This window comes from Alphaproteobacteria bacterium (assembly GCA_024244705.1).
Lineage (GTDB): Bacteria > Pseudomonadota > Alphaproteobacteria > JAAEOK01 > JAAEOK01 > JAAEOK01.
Genome location: JAAEOK010000064.1, coordinates 77,128 through 95,338, shown reverse-complemented (window position 1 = coordinate 95,338; position 18,211 = coordinate 77,128). Strand labels below are relative to the sequence as shown.

Genomic DNA, 18,211 nt, shown 5'->3' with positions numbered 1-18,211 from the left:
ACGATGAAGATCGAACGGCTTCTCATAGGCGCACTATTCCTGTTCACCGTCGGCGTCGCCATTCCGCTGAAGGCATTGGAAGTCGAGCGCGTGGTCAGCCCCGGCGGCATCGAGGCGTGGCTGGTCAGCGATTCGTCGGTGCCGGTCATATCGATGGATGTGGCCTGGCGCGGTGGCTCGATCACCGATCCTGTGGGCAAAGAAGGCCTCGCCAAACTGGTCTCGGGGCTGTTGGACGAGGGTGCGGGTGACCTCGATTCCCAGGCTTTCCAGCGCCAGCTCGAGGATCATGCCATTTCCCTCAGTTTCGGCGTCGGTTACGACAATTTTGTTGGCGACGTGAAAACCTTGAGCGCGAACCGGGATTTGGCCTTCGACCTGTTTTCGATGGCGATCTCCGCGCCCCGCTTCGACGACGAGCCGGTCGAGCGGATCCGGCAGCAGATTCTGGTTTCACTGGCAATCGAACAGGAAAACCCGGGCCGCGTGGCGCGCAAGCGGTGGCGTGAACTGGTCTACGGCGAGCACCCCTATTCGCGCCCGGTGAACGGCACGGCCGGATCTATCGTCGCGCTGGCCAAGGACGATCTGCGCCATTTCGTCGCCGACCGCCTCGGCCGTGACAATATGCTCGTCGCGGTCGCCGGCGACATCACGGCGGAGCAGCTTGCACCGCTCCTCGATCGGACCTTTGGCGCGTTGCCGGCGCGCTCGGGCACGGTCGACATTACCTCTGCACCGGCCGGCGGCAGCGGTGACGTCGTCGTCATCCGGCGCGAGATTCCGCAAAGCGTGGCGGTCTTCGGCCACGACGCGATCGACCGCAAAGACCCCGACTATTATGCCGCCTATCTGATGGCCTATGTCCTCGGCGGCGGCGGCTTCAACGCGCGTCTCACCGAGGAGGTTCGCGAAAAACGCGGGCTTGCCTATTCGGTGGGCGCCTACCTCGACCCGAGTCGCTACGGATCGCTGGTCATGGGATCGGTCGGTACGGCGAACCAGAGACTGGCCGAATCGCTCGAATTGATACGTGCCGAATGGCGACGCATGGCTGATGGGGGCGTCACCGAACAAGAGCTCGAGGGCGCCAAGAATGCGGTTATCGGCTCATATCCGCTGCGGCTGACCAGCACCGGCGGGATTTCCGGCACCCTGATCGGAATACAGCTCGGCGAGCTCGGCATTGATTATGTCGACCGGCGCGAGTCGCTGTTGCGCGCGGTTACGGTCGCCGATATCCAACGTGTCGCCCAACGTTTTCTCGATGACGGCAAGCTGGCGGTGGTTGTCATCGGCGATCCCGCGGGCCTCCAAGGCACCATCGAGGAACAGGGGTGAAGACCGGGGGCGGCGGCCTTGCTATAACCCCCGCATGGTGTATCGACAGACCATTCAGAGCTGCTTTTCGCCAAGCTCCGGCGGCCTTTCGGACGCCTCTTACGCGCCCTTCCTCGATGCCGCCGAGATCGCCGTAGGAGATCTCCGGGCGGCGGCCGTGGCGGGGCGGATCGGTTTCCTGTCACATCTTTCGGACCAAGACGATCTGAGCGCCATCGCGGCCGTAGCCGGCGATTTGCGCGCACGCTTTCGCGAAGTCGTCATATTGGGGACCGGCGGATCGTGCCTCGGCGGCCAGGCGCTGGTGCGGTTGGCCCAGGCAGCCGACGATGTGCACGCGTCCGTCCCGCGGCTGGTCTTTGTCGATACGGTCGATCCGGATCGGCTGGTCTCGTTGCTCGCCGGGGCGGGGCTGTCGGATCGGGCGTTCGTCGCGATTTCCAAATCAGGCGCGACGACGGAGACCGTCGCGCAGTTGCTGTTGGTGATCGACGCGTTTCGCGACGACGATGCGGCGGCGGCCGGGAACCTGCCGCTCACGATCGTCACCGCGCCGGGCGATAATCCGCTGCGTCGCATCGCGGCCAGTTTCGGACTGGTCGTCCTCGATCATCCGCCCGACGTCGGCGGTCGCTTTTCCGCATTGACCGTGAGCGGCCTGTTGCCGGCCCTGATCGCCGGGCTCGACGGCGGGGCGCTGCGGCGCGGTGCGGCGCATGTGACGGACGCGCTGATGACCGATCCGCCGCGGGAATTTGCGCCTGCGCTCGGCGCCGCCGTTTCCGTGGCACTGCTCCGCCACCGGGGTTGCACACAGACCGTGCTGATGCCCTATGCCGACCGGCTGCGCCCGCTGGCCGCGTGGTGGCGGCAATTGTGGGCGGAAAGCGTAGGCAAGGACGGGCAGGGGTCGACCCCGATCGATGCCCTCGGCCCGGCCGATCAGCACAGCCAATTGCAGCTCTATCTCGACGGCCCGGCGGACAAGATGTTCACCCTATTGTCGGTCGAGGATCGGGATGCGGACCTGACGGTGCCCGAGGACCTTACCAACCAGCCGGATCTCGGTTATCTTTCCGGACGCAGCTTGAGCGACATCCTATCGGCTATGTGCCGCGCGACGACGGAAACGTTGTGCGCCCACGACCGGCCGGTGCGCGAGATTCGTATGACCCGCCTCGACGAGGCGACGATGGGTGCGCTGATGATGCATTTTATGATAGAAACCGTGATCGCCGCACATCTTTTGAATGTGGATCCCTTCGACCAACCGGCGGTCGAAGACGGCAAGCTTCGGGCACGAGCCCAATTGGCCGCAGGAGCGGGACAATGACGATACGTCTGTTGCCGTCGAATCTGGTCAACCGGATCGCCGCCGGCGAAGTCATCGAACGACCATCTTCGGTGGTCAAGGAATTGGTCGAGAACGCGATCGACGCCGGCGCCAGGCACGTCGACGTCATGATGCGCGACGGCGGCCGCAGCGAGATCGTGGTCAGCGACGACGGTGTCGGCATGGCGCCCGAGGAGCTCGAGCTCGCTGTTGAACGGCATGCGACGTCCAAGCTCCCCGATGACGATCTCGCTCATATCGCGACGCTGGGGTTCCGCGGCGAGGCGCTGCCGTCGATCGCCGCCGTCAGCCGGATGACCCTGACCAGCCGGGCGGCGGGGGCGGAATCGGCATGGCGGGTGGCGATTGAAGGCGGGGTCAAGGGGCGCGCCGAACCGGCGGCGCTGACGGTGGGCACGCGGATCGAGGTCCGCGACCTGTTCTATGCCACGCCGGCGCGGCTCAAATTCCTCAAGACCGAGCGCACCGAACTGTTTCAGGCCGTGGACGCGGTCAACCGGCTGGCCATGGCCCACCCGGATATCGCCCTCACGCTAAAGGACGGCGACACGGCGAAGATCAAGCTGCCGGTGGCGACGGGAGACCTGTTCGCCGCCCGCCTCGATCGCCTGTCGGCGGTGATGGGCCGTGATTTTCGTGACAACGCCCTGCCCATCGAGGCCGAGCGGGAAGGGTTGCGGCTCTCGGGCTTCGCCGCCGTGCCGACACTCAATCGCGGCAACGCCAGCCAGCAATATTTGTTCGTCAACGGGCGCCCGGTGCGCGACAAGCTGCTCTATGGCGCGATTCGCGGCGCCTATCAGGATTTTCTCGCCCGCGACCGCCACCCGCTGGTCGCGCTGTTCCTCGAATGCCCGCCCGACGCCGTCGACATCAACGTCCATCCGGCCAAGGCCGAGGTCCGTTTCCGCGATCCGGGGATGGTGCGCGGCTTGATCGTCGGCGCCTTGAAGCACGCCCTGGCTGCCGCCGGGCACCGTGCCTCGACGACGGTGGCCACGGCGGCGCTCGGCGCCATGCGGCCCCATGGCGGGGGCGGTCCGCTGCCGCCCATCGGCGCGGGGCGGATGCCGGCGCGCGGGCTTGCCGAAACGGCGGCGGCATTTCAGGCGGCGCCGGCCGGCCAAGGCATGCTGGCGGCGGTCGATCGCCCGACCGCCCCGCCGGGCGCCGAAACGGATCCCAACGAAGGCACCGTCGACCATCCGCTGGGCGCGGCGCGGGCGCAGATCCACGACACCTATATCGTCGCCCAGACCCGCGCCGGGATCGTCATCGTCGACCAGCATGCCGCCCATGAGCGGCTCGTCTACGAGCGCATGAAGGAAGCCTTGGCTGAAAGCGGGGTCCGGCGGCAGGGTCTGTTGATACCCGAGGTCGTCGATCTCGACGAAGCCACGGTCGATCGCTTGGTGGCGCGCGCCGAGGAATTGGCCGAGCTCGGCCTGGTGCTCGAGCGGTTCGGTCCCGGGGCCGTCGTCGTCCGCGAGGTTCCGGCCTTGCTGGGACCGACCAACGTGCCCGGCCTGGTCCGCGATCTCGCCGACGAACTGTCCGAACTCGGCGACGCCTTCAAGCTCAGGGAACGCCTCGAAGAGGTCTGCGGCACCCTGGCCTGCCACGGCTCGGTCCGCGCCGGCCGCCGCCTCAACGGCCAGGAAATGGACGCCCTGCTGCGGCAGATGGAGGCGACGCCCCATTCCGGTCAATGCAACCACGGCCGCCCGACCTACGTCGAACTCCGCCTCGACGACATCGAGAAACTGTTCGGCCGACGGTAGGTGCCCACGCGCCGGCAAGGACAATGGCGAATGCGGCACGCGGCAACCAATGATCGTTGTGGGTCGGGATGCGGATGACTCGATCCCTCCTGCGCGTCGTGACGAACGCTCTTCTCGTGGTTTGCAGCTTGATTGTCGCCCTCATCGCTATCGATCAGGCCTTGCGGGCCATCGGCTATTCGCCGCACCTCACAAGCGAGTGGCTGTTGCGTAGCCCGGCGCGGGTGCTCGACGACGAGGTCGTCGTGATCCGGTCGAATTTGCTGGACGCCGACCATTACCGTGTCACACCGGGGTCGGAAATCATCGTGACGCTGGGCGATTCATTCACCGAGGCGCCATACGTCCAACGCCGATTTCAATACCCGGAAGCGATGGTGAGTCGATTGCAGGACGCCGGTTTAGCCGTCGACGTCGTCAATATGGGTCTGTCCGATAGCGGCCCGGATCAGCATCTCAGAGTGTTTGAGAGCCGCGTGCTGCCGCAATTGCGACCCTCCATCGTCGTCTGGACCCTCTACGTCAACGATATCGGCGACAACCAGCGTTGGGCCGTCTACGACGTGGAAAACGACACCTTGGTTCCGCTGAATGGCGACGAGCATTGGATTGCCAAACGCGGACGGCTGTTCAAGTCCCTGCCGTTCGGAGGATCGGTGAAATTGAGGAGCCCGGTCATGAGACTGATCCTCAAGGCAGCGGAGACGGTTTGGCGGGAAGACCACGAGGGCGACCCCACAGGCGGCACGTTGCGGACGGCACGAAAGATCGAATTGGCAATCGCAAGACTTGAGCAATTGGCCGAACAACACGGATTCGAGACCTACTATGTCTTGATCCCGCCCCAGGCCTTCTATGTCGCATCGTCGGACCGGAACATGTGCGACTGGATGGTTCGTGACTATGCCGCACTTCGCCGTGCCATCGGTCGTCGTCCCGATCTTATCGACGCCTGGTTCGGCGGGTCGGGGTTACCGCCGGTCGACGGTTGCGGATCCGCGGACTCACGCTCCGAGGCGGTCGCGGACGATATCTTTTTCGACGACGCTGTCGATCGCAACGCGCTCGGCGACCGACACTTCAACGAGAGCGGCAACAGACTGCTGGCTGATCTGGTCGCGGCGCGAATTCTCGCCGATCGACGAGATGCACTCCTCTCACGCGGCTGTCAGGAAGATGAGCCGCGCAGCGCCGTAACGCCGGGAGTCGATGACGGTAAAGCCTGCGGGCGGGTCGAAGGCTTGCTTGGCCGCCACCTCGAGCGCAGCGATGGCGCCGGGCGCGACCCAGCCGCGATGCCTTAGGGCGATCAGGGCCGCTGCCGCGAGGTCGGTGCCATAGGGCGGGTCCATCAGGATGAGGCCGCAGGCGACCGGCGCCGGTGGCGGTTCCAAAACGTCGGCGTTAACGATCCGGGCTTGCCGTTCCGCATTCATTCCCTTGAGGTTGCGCGCGACAATCGCCCGCGCCGCCGGATCGTTGTCGATGAAGGCGATATCGGCGGCGCCTCGCGACAGCGCTTCGATGCCGAGCGCGCCGGTGCCGGCGAAGGCGTCGAGTACATGGGCGCCGGGCACTACGCCGCCGTTGTCGTCTCCCCAGCCGGCGTGGGCCAGCCGGTTGAACAGGGCTTCGCGCACGCGGTCGGCGGTCGGCCTCAACGCGCGGCCCTTGGGGGCGAGCAGGACACGGCCCCGGAAGCGGCCGGCGACGACCCTCATGTCGGCGTGAGGAACTGCTTTGCCGCCGAACCGAGCTGGTCGCGGAGGGCGCGGGGGCGCACCTCGGCGATATCACCGGGCTTCAGATTGCCAAGCTGGAACGGTCCGTAGGCGGTTCGAATGAGCCGGTTGACCGGCCAGCCGAATTGCTCGAGGACGCGGCGCACCTCGCGGTTCTTGCCTTCGCGCAGCGACAGCGTGAGCCAGGCGTTGGCGCCCTGTTGACGGTCGAGCGCGGCGGCGATGGGACCGTAGCGAACCCCGTCAATGGTCACCCCGCGGCCGAGTTTGGCCAATTGCGCCGGGTCGACCCGCCCATGGACGCGCACGCGATAGCGCCGGGTCCAGCCGGTCGACGGCAGTTCGAGATAGCGGGCCAGGGCGCCGTCGTTGGTGAGCAGGAGCACGCCCTCGGAGGTGAGATCGAGACGGCCGATCGAGACGACGCGCGGCATCGATGGCGGAAGCGCCTCGAAAACGGTCTTGCGGCCTTCGGGGTCGCGGTTGGTGGTGACCAGTCCGGCCGGCTTGTGGTAGCGCCACAGCCGCGTCGGTTCCGGCGCCGGCAGTGGTTTGCCATCGACCTCGATCCGGTTTTCCGGTCCGACGCCAAAGGCCGGCGTGGTCACGAGCACGTCGTCCACGCGGACCCGCCCGGCCGTGATCCAGGTCTCCGCTTCGCGGCGCGAGCACAAGCCGGCGCGGGCCATCGCCTTGGCCAAACGGTCGCGTTTTGGCTCGGTCATCGATCGGCGCGTCGTCGGCGCTGCGGGGAATCGCTGTGGTGCCTGATCATGGCGCGCAGTCTACGCCTGGTCCCGGCCAAGGAAAGCGGTTTCGGTTGTTCCCCGCCAATCGCCGCCGCTGCTCTTGACATGAATTATATATGTGTATATACACTAACTTATGAACACGTCGAAATCCACTCAATCTGGCCGTGAGGCTGTGAGGTGCGCCAACTTCAACCTGCGCAAGGCGAGCCGCGCCGTGACCCAGTACTACGATTCGGTGCTGCGCCCGGCCGGGCTGAAGGCGACGCAGTTCAGCTTGTTGACGGTATTGGTGGTCGAAGGTCCGCTGCCGCTGTCGGCGTTCGCCGACGCCTTGGTCATGGATCGGACGACGCTGACCCGCAACCTGCGGCCGCTGATCGACCGCGGCCTGGTTCGGGAAGTGGGTGGCACGGACCGCCGCCAGCGTATCCTCGACCTGACCGAGTCCGGGCGTCGGACGCAGGCCGAGGCACTGCCGTTGTGGCGATCGGCTCAGAAGAAGGTCGAAACCAAACTCGGCAGTGCGAGATTGGACCGTTTGATTGCAGACTTGAACGCCGCGGTCGATGTTACCCGGCGTGGCTGAGGTCCCTTTTTTTGGAAATATAAGTGTAATTACACATTCTTGAGGAGTATCGACTATGACCACCACATCACAAGATTTCGCCGCCGCGGCACCGGCAGTTCCCATCGCCGCTACCGCACCAGGTCCGATCACCTTCGTCGTGCTGACGCTGTGGCTTGCCGCCGTGTTGGTCGCGGTCGCGGCGGGCGCCTTCGCCGATGACCCCGGCGAGCTGCCGCTCGGCTTGATCGCCGGCGTCGCCCTGCCGGTCGGCGTCTTCGGCGCCGCCTACCGTTTTTCGTCCCGCTTCCGTGCCTTCGTCCTCGGACTCGACCTCGGCCTGATCACCGCGTTTCAGGCCTGGCGCGTGGTCGGCACCGGGTTTCTGTTCCTCTATGCGTGGGACGTGCTGCCCGGATTCTTCGCTTTTCCGGCCGGATTGGGCGACCTCGCGGTCGGCCTCGCGGCGCCCTTCTTCGTCGCCGCGCTTTACAATGGCGGTGCCTCACGACGGTCGTTCGTCCTGTGGAACTGGCTTGGATTGGCCGATTTCGTCGTCGCCTTCGCGACCGGGTTGTTGGTGTCGGGATCCGCGGCCGGTGTCCTCGCCGGTGAGGTTACGACCGCGCCGTTGAACCTCTTGCCCCTGGTGTTGATCCCGGGATTAGCGGTCCCGGTCTTCATCCTGATGCACGCCGTCGCGCTGCTTCAGTTGCGGCAACCGTCGGCGGCGGCGGATCCGGTGGTTGTGGCGCGTCGCGGTTAGCGCCGGTTACGCCCCACCGTCTTGACCGCATCGCGGGCTCGGGTCAGGGTGAAGAGCATGAGTGGCAGTCCCACCACCTTCATGGATCTCGCCCTGGCCGCCGCCCGCGCCGCCGCCGAACGCGGCGAAGTTCCCGTCGGCGCGGTCATCGTCGAGGCCGAGACCGGGACCATCCTCGCCCGCGACGGCAACCGCACCGAGGAGATGGGAGACCCGACGGCGCACGCCGAGATGCTGGCGATTCGCGCCGCCGCCGCCGCCGAGGGGGCGGCCCGTCTGCCCGAATGCGATCTTTATGTGACCCTCGAACCCTGCGCCATGTGCGCCGCGGCGATTTCCTTCGCCCGCCTACGCCGCCTCCATTTCGGCGCCTACGATCCCAAGGGCGGCGCGGTCGACCACGGCCCGCGGTTCTTTACCCAGCCGACCTGCCACCACAGTCCGGAAGTGGTCGGCGGCATCGACGAGACCCGCTGCGGCGACCTGCTGCGCGATTTCTTCGCGCTACGGCGCGAACTGCCGCGGTGACCGTTCCGAGCGGCAAATAGGTCGTTCCTCGGTCGCCGGTTCGCGGCGGTCACATCTCCGTGTAGCCGAGTTTGAGGCCTGGCGTTTTGCAATTGCCGGCGCCAGATAAAGGCGATGAGCCGGTTGCTAGTCTCGCTTTTCGTCATCTGCGTTGTCGCCGCGCCCGCGCGCTCCGGCGAAAGCGTGGATCTCGACGCCATGCTCAAGAAACATGTCGTCGAACGGCCTCTTATCCAGGGTCCCGCGGTCAACCGGGACCGCCTCGACGGCACCGTCGTCGTGGTCAGCTTCTTCGCCTCCTGGTGCCCGCCATGCGTGATCGAGTTCGCCCACCTGAATGAGCTGCGCGCGGACTACGACGCCGACGATGTGACCATTATCGCGATCAATTTGTTCGAGGATTGGAGCAGCTTCAAGGACGACGGCGGCCGGCTCGACCGTTTCCTCGCGCGCACCGGGCCGACATTCTCGATCGTCGCCTCGGACGACGAAACCGAGCACATTTTCGGCGGCATCGACCGCATTCCGACCGTCTTCGTGTTCGACCGCGCCGGCCGGGCGGCGCTGCACTTCATCCACGCCGCGGGGGCAACGGTGACCAATCCGGATATGACCGATCTGCGCGCCGCCATCGAGGCCGCGCTGTGATCGGTCACGGCGTCTGCCGCCCGATCGCGCGCCAGCCGATGTCGCGGCGGCAGAAACCTTGCGGCCAGTCGATCATGTCGATTGCGGCATAGGCCTGTCGCTGCGCTTCGGCGACGTCGGCGCCGAGCGCGGTGACACCGAGGACGCGGCCGCCGGCGGCCAAGATGCGGCCGTCCTTCGCCGTGGTGCCGGCGTGGAAGACGGCGACGTCGTCGCGCCCGGAAAGCCGGTCGAGGCCCCTGATCTCGCTGCCTTTGTCGTAAGCCCCCGGATAGCCCCTGGTCGCCATCACGACGCACAGCGCCGCATCCGGATACCAGCGCAGATCGAAACGATCCAAGACGCCCTCCGCGGACGCCACCAGCGCCGGCAACAGGTCGGACATCATCCGCATCATCAGCGGCTGGCATTCGGGGTCGCCGAAGCGGACGTTGAACTCCAGCACCCGGGGACCGTCGGCGGTAATCATCAGCCCGGCATAGAGCACGCCCTTGAACCGCCGCCCTTCGGCCTTCATGGCTTCGACGGTGGGGCGCATGACGCGGGCCATGATCTCGTCGGCGAGGGCATCGTCGACCACGGGCGCCGGCGAATAGGCGCCCATGCCGCCGGTATTGCGTCCGGTGTCGCCGTCGCCGACCGCCTTGTGGTCTTGCGACGACGCCAGCGGCAAGACGGTTTCGCCGTCGACCAGGGCGATAAAGCTCACCTCTTCGCCGACCAGCAATTCCTCGATGACGACTTCGTCGCCGGCGGCGCCGAACATGCGCTCGCCCATCATCTGATCGATCGCGGTCTCCGCCTCGTCGATGCTGTCGCACAGGATCACGCCCTTGCCGGTGGCGAGGCCGTCGGCCTTGACCACGATCGGTGCGCCGCGCTGGCGGACGAATGCCTTGGCCGCGCCGGCATCGGTGAATCGGCCGTAATCCGCCGTCGGGATGCCGTAATTGGCGCAGAGGTCCTTCATGAACCCCTTCGAGCCTTCGAGAATGGCGGCGTCGGCGGTCGGTCCGAAGGCGAGGATTCCCTCCGCATCGAGGCGGTCGACCAAGCCCCCGACCAACGGCGCTTCGGGACCGACGACGACGAGGTCGATGGTATTGGCCTTGGCGAAATCGACCAGCGCGTCGACATCCGCGGCGCCGATGGCGACGCATTCGGCCTCATCGGCGATGCCGGCATTGCCGGGGGCGCAATAGAGTTTGGTGCACAGCGGCGAAGCCGCCAATTTCCAGCACAACGCGTGCTCCCGTCCGCCCGAGCCGACGACCAGAACTTCCATTCCCCCACCTTATCCCCTAGCATTCGCCGAGGTCTGTTTTGTACCATAATTGGCACCGCCGATGGCCGAAAACCCGATCGATTCCGTCGCCGCCCACAATCTGCCCGAATACACGGTCAGCGAGATTTCGCGCGCCATCAAGCGCACGCTCGAGGACAGCTACGGCAATGTTCGAATCCGCGGTGAAATCTCCGGCTTCAAGCGTGCCGCCTCCGGTCACATGTATTTCGCGCTCAAGGACGAACAGGCGGTGCTCGACGCCGTCTGCTGGCGCGGCACCGCCGGACGCCTGTCCGTCACGCCCGAGGACGGGCTCGAGGTTATCGCCACCGGGCGGATATCGTCCTATCCGGGACGTTCGCGCTATCAGGTCATCGTCGAAGCGCTCGAGGTGGCGGGCGAGGGGGCGCTGCTCAAGCTGTTGGAGGACCGGCGCAAGAAGCTCGCCGCCGAAGGGCTGTTCGATGAGGCGCGCAAACAGTCGCTCCCGTTTCTGCCCGAAATCGTGGGTGTCGTCACGTCGCCGACCGGTGCCGTCATTCGTGACATCCTGCATCGTCTGGCCGACCGGTTCCCGCGCCACGTCCTGCTCTGGCCGGTGCTGGTCCAAGGCGACGGCGCGGCCGAACAGATCGCCGCTGCCATCAGCGGCTTCAACGCGCTTCCCGATGACGGTGCGGTTCGGCGGCCCGACGTGCTGATCGTCGCCCGCGGCGGCGGCAGCCTCGAGGATTTGTGGGCGTTCAACGAGGAAGTCGTGGTTCGCGCCGCCGCGGCCTCCACGATCCCATTGATCTCCGCGGTCGGCCACGAGACCGATACCACGCTGATCGATTTCGCCGCCGACCGGCGGGCGCCGACGCCGACCGCGGCGGCGGAAATTGCGGTTCCGGTGCGTGCCGAACTGAGCGCCCAAGTACTCGACGACGCCCGCCGCATGGTCGGCGCCGTGGCGCGCCTGCTCGAGGATCGCCGTCTGCGGGTCGCCGGATTGGCGCGCGGGCTGCCGCGACCCGACGTTCTGCTCGACACCGCGCGGCAAGGCCTCGACGACCGTGGCGAACGCCTCGGCCGCGCCCTATCCGGCGTGCTCGCCGACCGCGGCCATCGTCTCGAGCGCCTGCCCCAACTTGGGCACACCCTCGGCGTTCTGGTCGCGGCCAAGCGTGCCGCATTCGGCGCCGCCGCCGGGCGCCATCGCGACGGACCGTTGCGCCAGGAGATAAACCGTGGCGGGGTCCGCTTGAGCGAGCTGTCGGCGCGCGCCGATCGCGGCGCCAAGGCGGCGGTCGATGCGGGTCGCAACCGCCTCGCGGCGGCGACCGAATTGCTCAACAGCTATTCCTACCAGCGGGTGCTCGAGCGCGGCTTTGTTCTGGTCCGCGACGATACCGGCCGGCCCGTGCTGTCGGCCGCGAGCGCCAGACCGGGAATGGCGGTCGACCTCCGCTTCCACGACGGCGCCGCGCCCGCCGTGATCGCCGGCGGCCCGACCAAGCCGAGCCGCAAACGCTCGCCACGCAAAGCCGACCAGGGCTCCCTGCTGTGAAACGCCTATTTCTGATCGTCCTCGCCCTGTGGGTCGCGGTGGGCATCGCCAGGGCCGAGACGCCGCTCGGGTTGAGCGGAGCGTTCATCCAGGGCGGGCTGGTGCAGGGACAGACGGTTCCGGGAGCCCAAGTTCGGCTCGACGACGAGGCGACGGCGGTCGCCGCCGATGGCCGCTTCCTGCTCGGTTTCAGCCGCACCGCCGCGCCCGCCGCGACGCTCGAGGTTCGTCTGCCGGACGGAACCGTAATGTCGCGGTCCCTCTCGATCGCCCAACGCACCTATGGCGAGCAGCGCATCAACGGGCTGCCGAGCCGCAAGGTAACGCCCAACGACGACGATCTCAGGCGCATCCGCGACGAGCAAAAGATCATCAGCGCGGCGCGCGCGGTCTATTCGGCGACGCCGCTGTTCGACAGCGGGTTCGTGTGGCCGACGAGCGGCGTGATCACCGGGGTTTACGGCACCGCGCGCTTTCTCAACGGCGAGCCGCGCCAGCCCCATTACGGGATCGACATCGCGGCGCCCGCGGGAACACCGGTCGTGGCGCCGGCCGCCGGTATCGTCACCATGGTTCACCCGGACATGTTCTTCACCGGTAAGACGATCATCGTCGACCACGGCCGCGGGCTCAATTCGACGTTCCTCCATCTCAGCTCCATCGCCGTCGCCGAGGGCCAGGCGGTGACTCAGGGCGAACTCATCGGAGCGGTCGGCTCGACCGGCCGGTCGACCGGCCCCCATCTCGATTGGCGGGTCAATTTGTTGTCGGCGCGGCTCGATCCCGAACTCCTCGCCGGGCCAATGCCGGAGGCCGAAGCGAAAGCCGACTAGCCGGACCCCGCATGGCGGGCGCGGTCCAACAGCGCGTCGAGGCGCGCGGGGCTGTCGAAGACCAGGGAAACGGCGACCGCGCGGACCATCGGCCGCATCGCGGCGTCGAGGCGGGCATAGTCCTTTTCGGTGGTGACCGGTTCGGCGCCCAGCGCGGCGGCCTCCTCGCAAATCGCCATGATGTCCTCGGCGCTGTAGCGGTAGTGATCCGAAAACGCGCGGCGCACCGCGACATCGACGCCGATCGCGTCGAGGGTGTCGAAAAACTTGGCCGGGCGCGCGATGCCGGCGAACGCGGCCACCCGTTGGCGGCGTAGCTGGAGCGCACTTTCGTGAGGGACGATGCGCGCGCGCAGCACCGGCAGTCCGGCGCCTGAAACCGTCGCCGATGCCGTGGCGTCGCCGCCGATCAAGACCAAGGCGTCGGCTCGGGAGAGCGCTTGGGCCAACGGTTCGCGCAGGGGACCGGCGGGAAAAACCCGCCGGTTGCCGAACCCTTGATCGAGATCGATGACGACCAATGACAGGTCCTTGACCAGGGATGGGTTTTGAAAGCCGTCGTCCATGACCAAGATCTCGGCGCCGCTTTCGGCGGCGCGGGCGGCGCTGCGCCGCCTGTCCGCGCCGACCCAGGTCGGCGCCAGGCGCGCCAGCAGCAAGGCTTCATCGCCGACCGTGCGCGCGTCGTGGAGGTCGAGGTCGACCCGCAGCGGCCCCCGCGTCCGGCCGCCATAGCCGCGGATCAGAAAATGGACGCGATGGCCGCGTTCGATCAGCCGCGCGCCGACGGCCAGCGCGGTCGGCGTCTTGCCGGCGCCGCCAAGGTTGACGTTTCCGATACAGATGACCGGAATCGGTGCCCGCCAGGGCGTGGTCATCGCTCGTTTGACCGCCTCGATACCCTGGTAGAGCCATGACGCGGGCGTCGCCAGCAGGGGCACCAATCCGTCTTGCTGCCAAAACTCAGGCGCGCGCATGCCGGTCACTTTCATCGACCGCGCGGTCGAGGAGGGGGCTCAGCGCCGCGAACGTCGCCTCGAGGATTCCGGCCTCGTTTGCCGCGACATGCCTGGCGGCGGAAGCCAGGCGCCGGCGCTCCGCCGCGTCGGTCAGTAGTTCTTCGACCGCGACCGACAGCGCGTCCGCGTCCGCGACCTCGATGGCGGCCACTTCCCGGCGAAACTCTTCGGCCATGTCGTGGAAATTCGTCATCAGCGGACCATGCAGGATTGCGCAATCGAGCCGCGCCGCCTCGAGCAGGTTGTGGCCGCCTTGCGGGACCAGCGAGCCGCCAATGAAGGCGATCTCGGTCAGCCGGTAGAAAAGACCGAGTTCGCCCAGGGTGTCGGCGAGATAGATATCCGTCGCCGCGCCGATCGGCGCCGATTGCGAGCGCCTGGCCGTCCGCCAGCCGCGGCCCTCCAGCGATTGCGCGATTTCGCTGCCGCGCTCCGGATGACGCGGGACGATGACGGTCAGAAGGTCGGGTCGCGCGGGTTTGAGCCGCGCATGAACCTCGGCCACGGCCTCCTCCTCGCCGGCGTGGGTGCTGGCGGCGAGCCACAGCGGACGCGCGCCGATCCAGCCCCGCATCGTGGCGGCCGCGGCGTCGTCGACGGGCAGCGGCGGGGCCGCGGATTTGAGGTCGCCGACGCAACGCACGTCGGCCGCGCCGAGGTCGGTGAACCTATCGGCGTCGGTTATGCTGCGCGCCAGCACGAGGTCGAACGTCGCCAATGTCGGCGCGATCAGACGCGGCATCCGCTGCCATCGGCGCCATGTTCGCTCCGACATGCGGCCGCCGACCAGCGCCAGCGGCACATCGCGGGCGGCGGCGCCGAGCAGCAGATTGGGCCACAGTTCGGATTCGACGAACAGGCCGAGATCGGGGCGCCAGTGGTCGAGAAACCGGCGCACCGCGCCGGGCAGGTCGATCGGCACGAATTGGTGCCGGCAGCGGGGCGGCAAGAGGTCGGCGGCGAGACTCGCCGAGGTCGTCGTGCCGGTGGTCAATAAGACGGATATGCGCGGGTAAGTATCAATCAGCTTGGCGATCAGCGGCAAGACGTTGATGGTCTCACCGACGCTGATCGCGTGAACCCAGACCAGCGATCCGTCGGGCCGCGCCAAGCTGGCGGTGCCGAGCCTCTCTTCGAGCCGACCGGCGTCTTCCTTGCCGATGGCCGCGCGGCGGCGCAACTTGGCCTTGAACAATGGCGCGGCGGCGGCGCTAAGGCAGCGGTAGATCGATGGGGTCATCACGGCGGCGGTTCGCGACGGTGCTCGACCGCGCTCAGGCGCGGGCACGCCTTTCGAGCGGCTCCTTCGTCTCGGACACGGATTGCGCGGCTTGAAGCCGGGCATAGAGGTTGCCGCGGGCAAGCAGCTCATGATGGCTTCCGGATTCGATAATACGGCCGCCGTCGATGACATAGATGATGTCGGCGTGGATGATGGTCGACAGGCGATGGGCGACGACCAGGGTGGTGCGGCCGCGCATCAACTCAGCCAGAGCTGCCTGGATCTGGCGCTCCGACGTGGTGTCGAGGGACGAGGTTGCCTCGTCGAGCAGCAAGATGGGCGCGTTCTTGATCATGGCGCGGGCGATCGCGATCCGCTGGCGTTGTCCGCCCGAGAGCCGCTCGCCGCGGCCGCCGACCACCGTATCGTATTGATCGGGCAGGGCCGAGATGAACTCGTGGGCGCCGGCGCGCCGCGCCGCCGCGACGATCTCGGCGTCGCTCGCATCGGGGCGGCCATAGGCAATGTTGGCCCGCACCGTATCGTCGAACAGGGTGACCTCCTGGCTGACCAGCCCGATGGCGGCGCGCAGCGATTTCATAGTTACCCCGCGGACGTCCTGACCGTCGATCGTGACGGCGCCGGCGTCGATATCGTAGAACCTCGGAATGACATTGAGGACGGTCGATTTGCCGGCACCCGAGGGTCCGACCAGGGCGGCCGTCTTGCCGGCCGGGACGGTCAGCGACACGCCTTCGAGCGCGGCCTGCTCGTTGACGTAGGAGAACCTGACGTTGTCCAGTTTGATCTCACCGTGATCGACGCGTAGCGGCACCGCTCCCGGTCGGTCGACGATCGTCGGCTCGACATCCATCAGGTCGAAAACGCGTTGCGTGGCGGCCAACCCGTTCTGCAGCAGGAGATTGACCTGCGTCAGCCGCCGGCTCGGGCCAAGGCACAGCATCAAGGCGGCCAGGAATGAAAAGAACTCGCCACCGGTCATGGCGCCGGCGATGACCTGATAGCCGCCATACGTGACGACGCAGGCGATGGCGACGCCGAAGATCAGTTCGATAAACGGATTGATGATCGCCCGGGTTTTTTCCTGTTTCATTTGGAGGCGATAGATTTCGCCGATATCGGCGGCCGCGCGCCGCGTCTCGATTTCTTCCATGGCATAGGATTTTACGTTGCGGGCGCCGCGAAACGCCTCGTCGAAAAGAGTCATCAGGGCAGCCCGCTTTTCGTGGGTCGCGCGCGACAATCGGCGCATGCGCTGGCCCAATCGGACGACCACGTAGATCACGATGGGGATGCCGACGACCGCGAACAAGGCCAGCTGCCAATCCTGATAGAACATCAAGACGACCAGGCCGAATGCAGTGAAGAAGTCCCTGCCGGCAGCGACGAAGGTCCCCGCCAGCGCCGCCTTGATGGCGTCGGTATCGCCGGAAATGCGTGACATCAGATGGCCGGTCGACACGCTCTGAAAGAGCGCCAGGTCGGCGCGCATGAGGTGTCCGAAAAGCTTGGATCGGATGTCCCGAATGATCGCATTCGAGACCTGGGCCATTAGCATCGTTTGGCCATAGACGCCGATTCCGCGCATGATCCCGATCGCGATCAAGGCGCCGGCGATCGGCAGGACGAAGGTGCTGTCCTGGCGATCGAAGATGCGATCGAGCATCGGCTCGATCATCTTGGCCAGGAGGATCGTCGCGCCGGAGGCCATCAGCATGCATACGATGGCGACCAGGATCGGCCGCAAGCGGCGGCGTATGTAATCGCGGTAGAGCCGCGATAGCAGCACTCGGGTCGGCGCATCGAGCGCCACCGGACTGAGATAGTCGATTTGCAAGCTCTGCGGAGTCCTCTAAAACCCAGGATTAAGCCCGGTGACCGCCGGAATCCGTGATGCCGGAAAATATCACGCGTTCGGGTGGGGGGCCAGAACCGACATCGAAGGCCGGCGCCAGGAGTTTGTTGTCAAAGATCGGCGGCACGACGGCGCAAGGCCTCGACCAGCGCGCTGCCGCCGGCGATGATGCCCGGGTGGCGCGCGCCCACGCTATTGTAGTGGAGGGGCGCGCCGTCCGGCTCGATCACGCTGCCGCCGCCTTCGCGGACCAATACGTCGCCCGCGGCGATATCCCAATCGCGCTTCGGCCACCGGCTGATCGTGGCGTCGACGAGGCCGGCGGCGACTCGCGCCAGCTTGAGCGCCACCGAGCTGATGGCGCTGACCTCGCACTCGGCGAGGGCAATATCCCAGCGCCGCTTTTTCGTTTCGCTGCGGCTGGTGAGGATGCGCGCGCCGCCAATCTGTGTCTGCGCGGACACCGAAATCGGGCTACCGTTAAGACGGGCGCCGCCGTCCTCGATCGCCTCGTAGAATTCGTCGGTCGATGGGCTGTAGACGATTCCAATGACCGGCCTGTTTCCCGCCAACAGCGCTGCGGATACGGAAAATTCGCGACGTCCGCCAAGAAAGGCGCGGGTGCCGTCGATCGGGTCGATGACCCAGACGCGGTCTGCGTCCAGCCGTCCCGCCTCGTCGGCGCTCTCCTCCGACAGCCAGCCATAGGCCGGACGCGCGGCGCGGAGCACGGCTTCGAGGTGATCGTTGACTTCGATGTCGGCTTCGCTGACCGGGTCGTTCGGACCCTTCTCCCAACTTCGAATATTGCCGCCGAAATGGCCCATGGCGATGGCACCCGCCGCGCGCACGGCCGCCGTGAGCAGATCCAAATCGTCTTGGTAGGGGTGGGGTCCCGACATGAGCGGAGAATAGGTGTCGAGTGGCGGATATGCCAGCGGGCTAAGCCA

The 18,211-nt window shown here is 66.8% G+C and carries 16 protein-coding genes; 9 read left to right on the top strand and 7 right to left on the bottom strand.

Annotated features, from left to right (window positions below; translation table 11 throughout):
* Positions 1–3: 3 nt before the first annotated feature.
* The 3 genes from GY791_11495 to mutL are packed head-to-tail and all read left to right on the top strand — an operon-like array spanning position 4 to position 4,476.
* Positions 4–1,341 (top strand): insulinase family protein, encoded by a 1,338-nt coding sequence (locus GY791_11495; protein ID MCP4329049.1) that lies wholly within the window; start codon positions 4–6, stop codon positions 1,339–1,341.
* Positions 1,342–1,375: 34 nt separating this feature from the next.
* Positions 1,376–2,674: a glucose-6-phosphate isomerase gene (locus tag GY791_11490; protein MCP4329048.1), complete on the top strand. Its 1,299-nt coding sequence runs from the start codon at positions 1,376–1,378 to the stop codon at positions 2,672–2,674.
* Positions 2,671–4,476, top strand: coding sequence for a DNA mismatch repair endonuclease MutL (gene mutL / locus GY791_11485; protein MCP4329047.1), 1,806 nt, complete (start codon positions 2,671–2,673; stop codon positions 4,474–4,476). Before GY791_11490 ends, mutL begins: the two co-directional genes overlap by 4 nt.
* Before the next feature lie 1,157 nt (positions 4,477–5,633).
* Here mutL and rsmD read toward each other — a convergent pair.
* Both rsmD and GY791_11475 read right to left on the bottom strand, forming a co-directional pair.
* Positions 5,634–6,197, bottom strand: a complete 564-nt coding sequence (gene rsmD / locus GY791_11480) for a 16S rRNA (guanine(966)-N(2))-methyltransferase RsmD (GenBank protein MCP4329046.1) — start codon at positions 6,195–6,197, stop codon at positions 5,634–5,636.
* A complete protein-coding gene (locus GY791_11475) occupies positions 6,194–6,943 on the bottom strand; it encodes an rRNA pseudouridine synthase (GenBank protein MCP4329045.1) in 750 nt (249 codons plus the stop codon). The genes rsmD and GY791_11475 overlap by 4 nt, the downstream gene beginning before the upstream one ends.
* 199 nt (positions 6,944–7,142) lie before the next feature.
* Between GY791_11475 and GY791_11470 the strand changes: the two genes are divergently transcribed.
* The 4 genes from GY791_11470 (at position 7,143) to GY791_11455 (ending at position 9,477) form a co-directional block, all read left to right on the top strand.
* Entirely contained in the window at positions 7,143–7,556 is a 414-nt protein-coding gene (locus tag GY791_11470) for a winged helix-turn-helix transcriptional regulator (GenBank protein MCP4329044.1), read from the top strand.
* 55 nt (positions 7,557–7,611) lie between these two features.
* Positions 7,612–8,301, top strand: a complete 690-nt coding sequence (locus tag GY791_11465; protein ID MCP4329043.1) for a hypothetical protein — start codon at positions 7,612–7,614, stop codon at positions 8,299–8,301.
* Between the two features lie 81 nt (positions 8,302–8,382).
* Positions 8,383–8,829, top strand: coding sequence for a nucleoside deaminase (locus GY791_11460; GenBank protein ID MCP4329042.1), 447 nt, complete (start codon positions 8,383–8,385; stop codon positions 8,827–8,829).
* Positions 8,830–8,943: 114 nt separating this feature from the next.
* The gene (locus tag GY791_11455) at positions 8,944–9,477 is read left to right on the top strand and encodes a TlpA family protein disulfide reductase (GenBank protein MCP4329041.1); all 534 of its coding nucleotides are present in this window, start codon (positions 8,944–8,946) and stop codon (positions 9,475–9,477) included.
* Positions 9,478–9,481: 4 nt separating this feature from the next.
* On the opposite strand, the gene purD is transcribed toward GY791_11455, so the two are convergent.
* Entirely contained in the window at positions 9,482–10,762 is a 1,281-nt protein-coding gene (gene purD / locus GY791_11450) for a phosphoribosylamine--glycine ligase (GenBank protein MCP4329040.1), read from the bottom strand.
* 61 nt (positions 10,763–10,823) lie between these two features.
* Between purD and GY791_11445 the strand changes: the two genes are divergently transcribed.
* Positions 10,824–12,311 (top strand): exodeoxyribonuclease VII large subunit, encoded by a 1,488-nt coding sequence (locus tag GY791_11445; protein ID MCP4329039.1) that lies wholly within the window; start codon positions 10,824–10,826, stop codon positions 12,309–12,311.
* On the top strand, positions 12,308–13,144 hold the full coding sequence (locus GY791_11440; protein ID MCP4329038.1) for a M23 family metallopeptidase: 837 nt from the start codon (positions 12,308–12,310) through the stop codon (positions 13,142–13,144). The genes GY791_11445 and GY791_11440 overlap by 4 nt, the downstream gene beginning before the upstream one ends.
* Here the strand turns inward: GY791_11440 and GY791_11435 are convergent.
* The 4 genes from GY791_11435 to GY791_11420 form a co-directional block, all read right to left on the bottom strand.
* A complete protein-coding gene (locus GY791_11435; GenBank protein ID MCP4329037.1) occupies positions 13,141–14,121 on the bottom strand; it encodes a tetraacyldisaccharide 4'-kinase in 981 nt (326 codons plus the stop codon). The two genes, GY791_11440 and GY791_11435, sit on opposite strands and share 4 nt — an antisense overlap.
* A complete protein-coding gene (locus tag GY791_11430; GenBank protein MCP4329036.1) occupies positions 14,108–15,403 on the bottom strand; it encodes a 3-deoxy-D-manno-octulosonic acid transferase in 1,296 nt (431 codons plus the stop codon). The genes GY791_11435 and GY791_11430 overlap by 14 nt, the downstream gene beginning before the upstream one ends.
* A gap of 34 nt (positions 15,404–15,437) precedes the next feature.
* Entirely contained in the window at positions 15,438–17,123 is a 1,686-nt protein-coding gene (locus tag GY791_11425; protein ID MCP4329035.1) for an ABC transporter ATP-binding protein, read from the bottom strand.
* Positions 17,124–17,371: 248 nt separating this feature from the next.
* Entirely contained in the window at positions 17,372–18,163 is a 792-nt protein-coding gene (locus GY791_11420) for a 3'(2'),5'-bisphosphate nucleotidase CysQ (protein MCP4329034.1), read from the bottom strand.
* Positions 18,164–18,211 lie beyond the last annotated feature (48 nt).

Bases quoted from the DNA above. Each gene is read 5' to 3' on its own strand.
- GY791_11460 (MCP4329042.1), top strand. From the start codon at position 8,383: ATGGATCTCGCCCTGGCCGCCGCCCGCGCCGCCGCCGAACGCGGCGAA.
- mutL (MCP4329047.1), top strand. From the start codon at position 2,671: ATGACGATACGTCTGTTGCCGTCGAATCTGGTCAACCGGATCGCCGCC.
- GY791_11425 (MCP4329035.1), bottom strand. From the start codon at position 17,123: ATGCTGATGGCCTCCGGCGCGACGATCCTCCTGGCCAAGATGATCGAG.
- GY791_11420 (MCP4329034.1), bottom strand. From the start codon at position 18,163: ATGTCGGGACCCCACCCCTACCAAGACGATTTGGATCTGCTCACGGCG.
- GY791_11495 (MCP4329049.1), top strand. From the start codon at position 4: ATGAAGATCGAACGGCTTCTCATAGGCGCACTATTCCTGTTCACCGTC.
- GY791_11430 (MCP4329036.1), bottom strand. From the start codon at position 15,403: ATGACCCCATCGATCTACCGCTGCCTTAGCGCCGCCGCCGCGCCATTG.
- GY791_11465 (MCP4329043.1), top strand. From the start codon at position 7,612: ATGACCACCACATCACAAGATTTCGCCGCCGCGGCACCGGCAGTTCCC.
- rsmD (MCP4329046.1), bottom strand. From the start codon at position 6,197: ATGAGGGTCGTCGCCGGCCGCTTCCGGGGCCGTGTCCTGCTCGCCCCC.
- GY791_11445 (MCP4329039.1), top strand. From the start codon at position 10,824: ATGGCCGAAAACCCGATCGATTCCGTCGCCGCCCACAATCTGCCCGAA.
- GY791_11435 (MCP4329037.1), bottom strand. From the start codon at position 14,121: ATGCGCGCGCCTGAGTTTTGGCAGCAAGACGGATTGGTGCCCCTGCTG.
- GY791_11490 (MCP4329048.1), top strand. From the start codon at position 1,376: ATGGTGTATCGACAGACCATTCAGAGCTGCTTTTCGCCAAGCTCCGGC.
- GY791_11455 (MCP4329041.1), top strand. From the start codon at position 8,944: ATGAGCCGGTTGCTAGTCTCGCTTTTCGTCATCTGCGTTGTCGCCGCG.
- purD (MCP4329040.1), bottom strand. From the start codon at position 10,762: ATGGAAGTTCTGGTCGTCGGCTCGGGCGGACGGGAGCACGCGTTGTGC.
- GY791_11475 (MCP4329045.1), bottom strand. From the start codon at position 6,943: ATGACCGAGCCAAAACGCGACCGTTTGGCCAAGGCGATGGCCCGCGCC.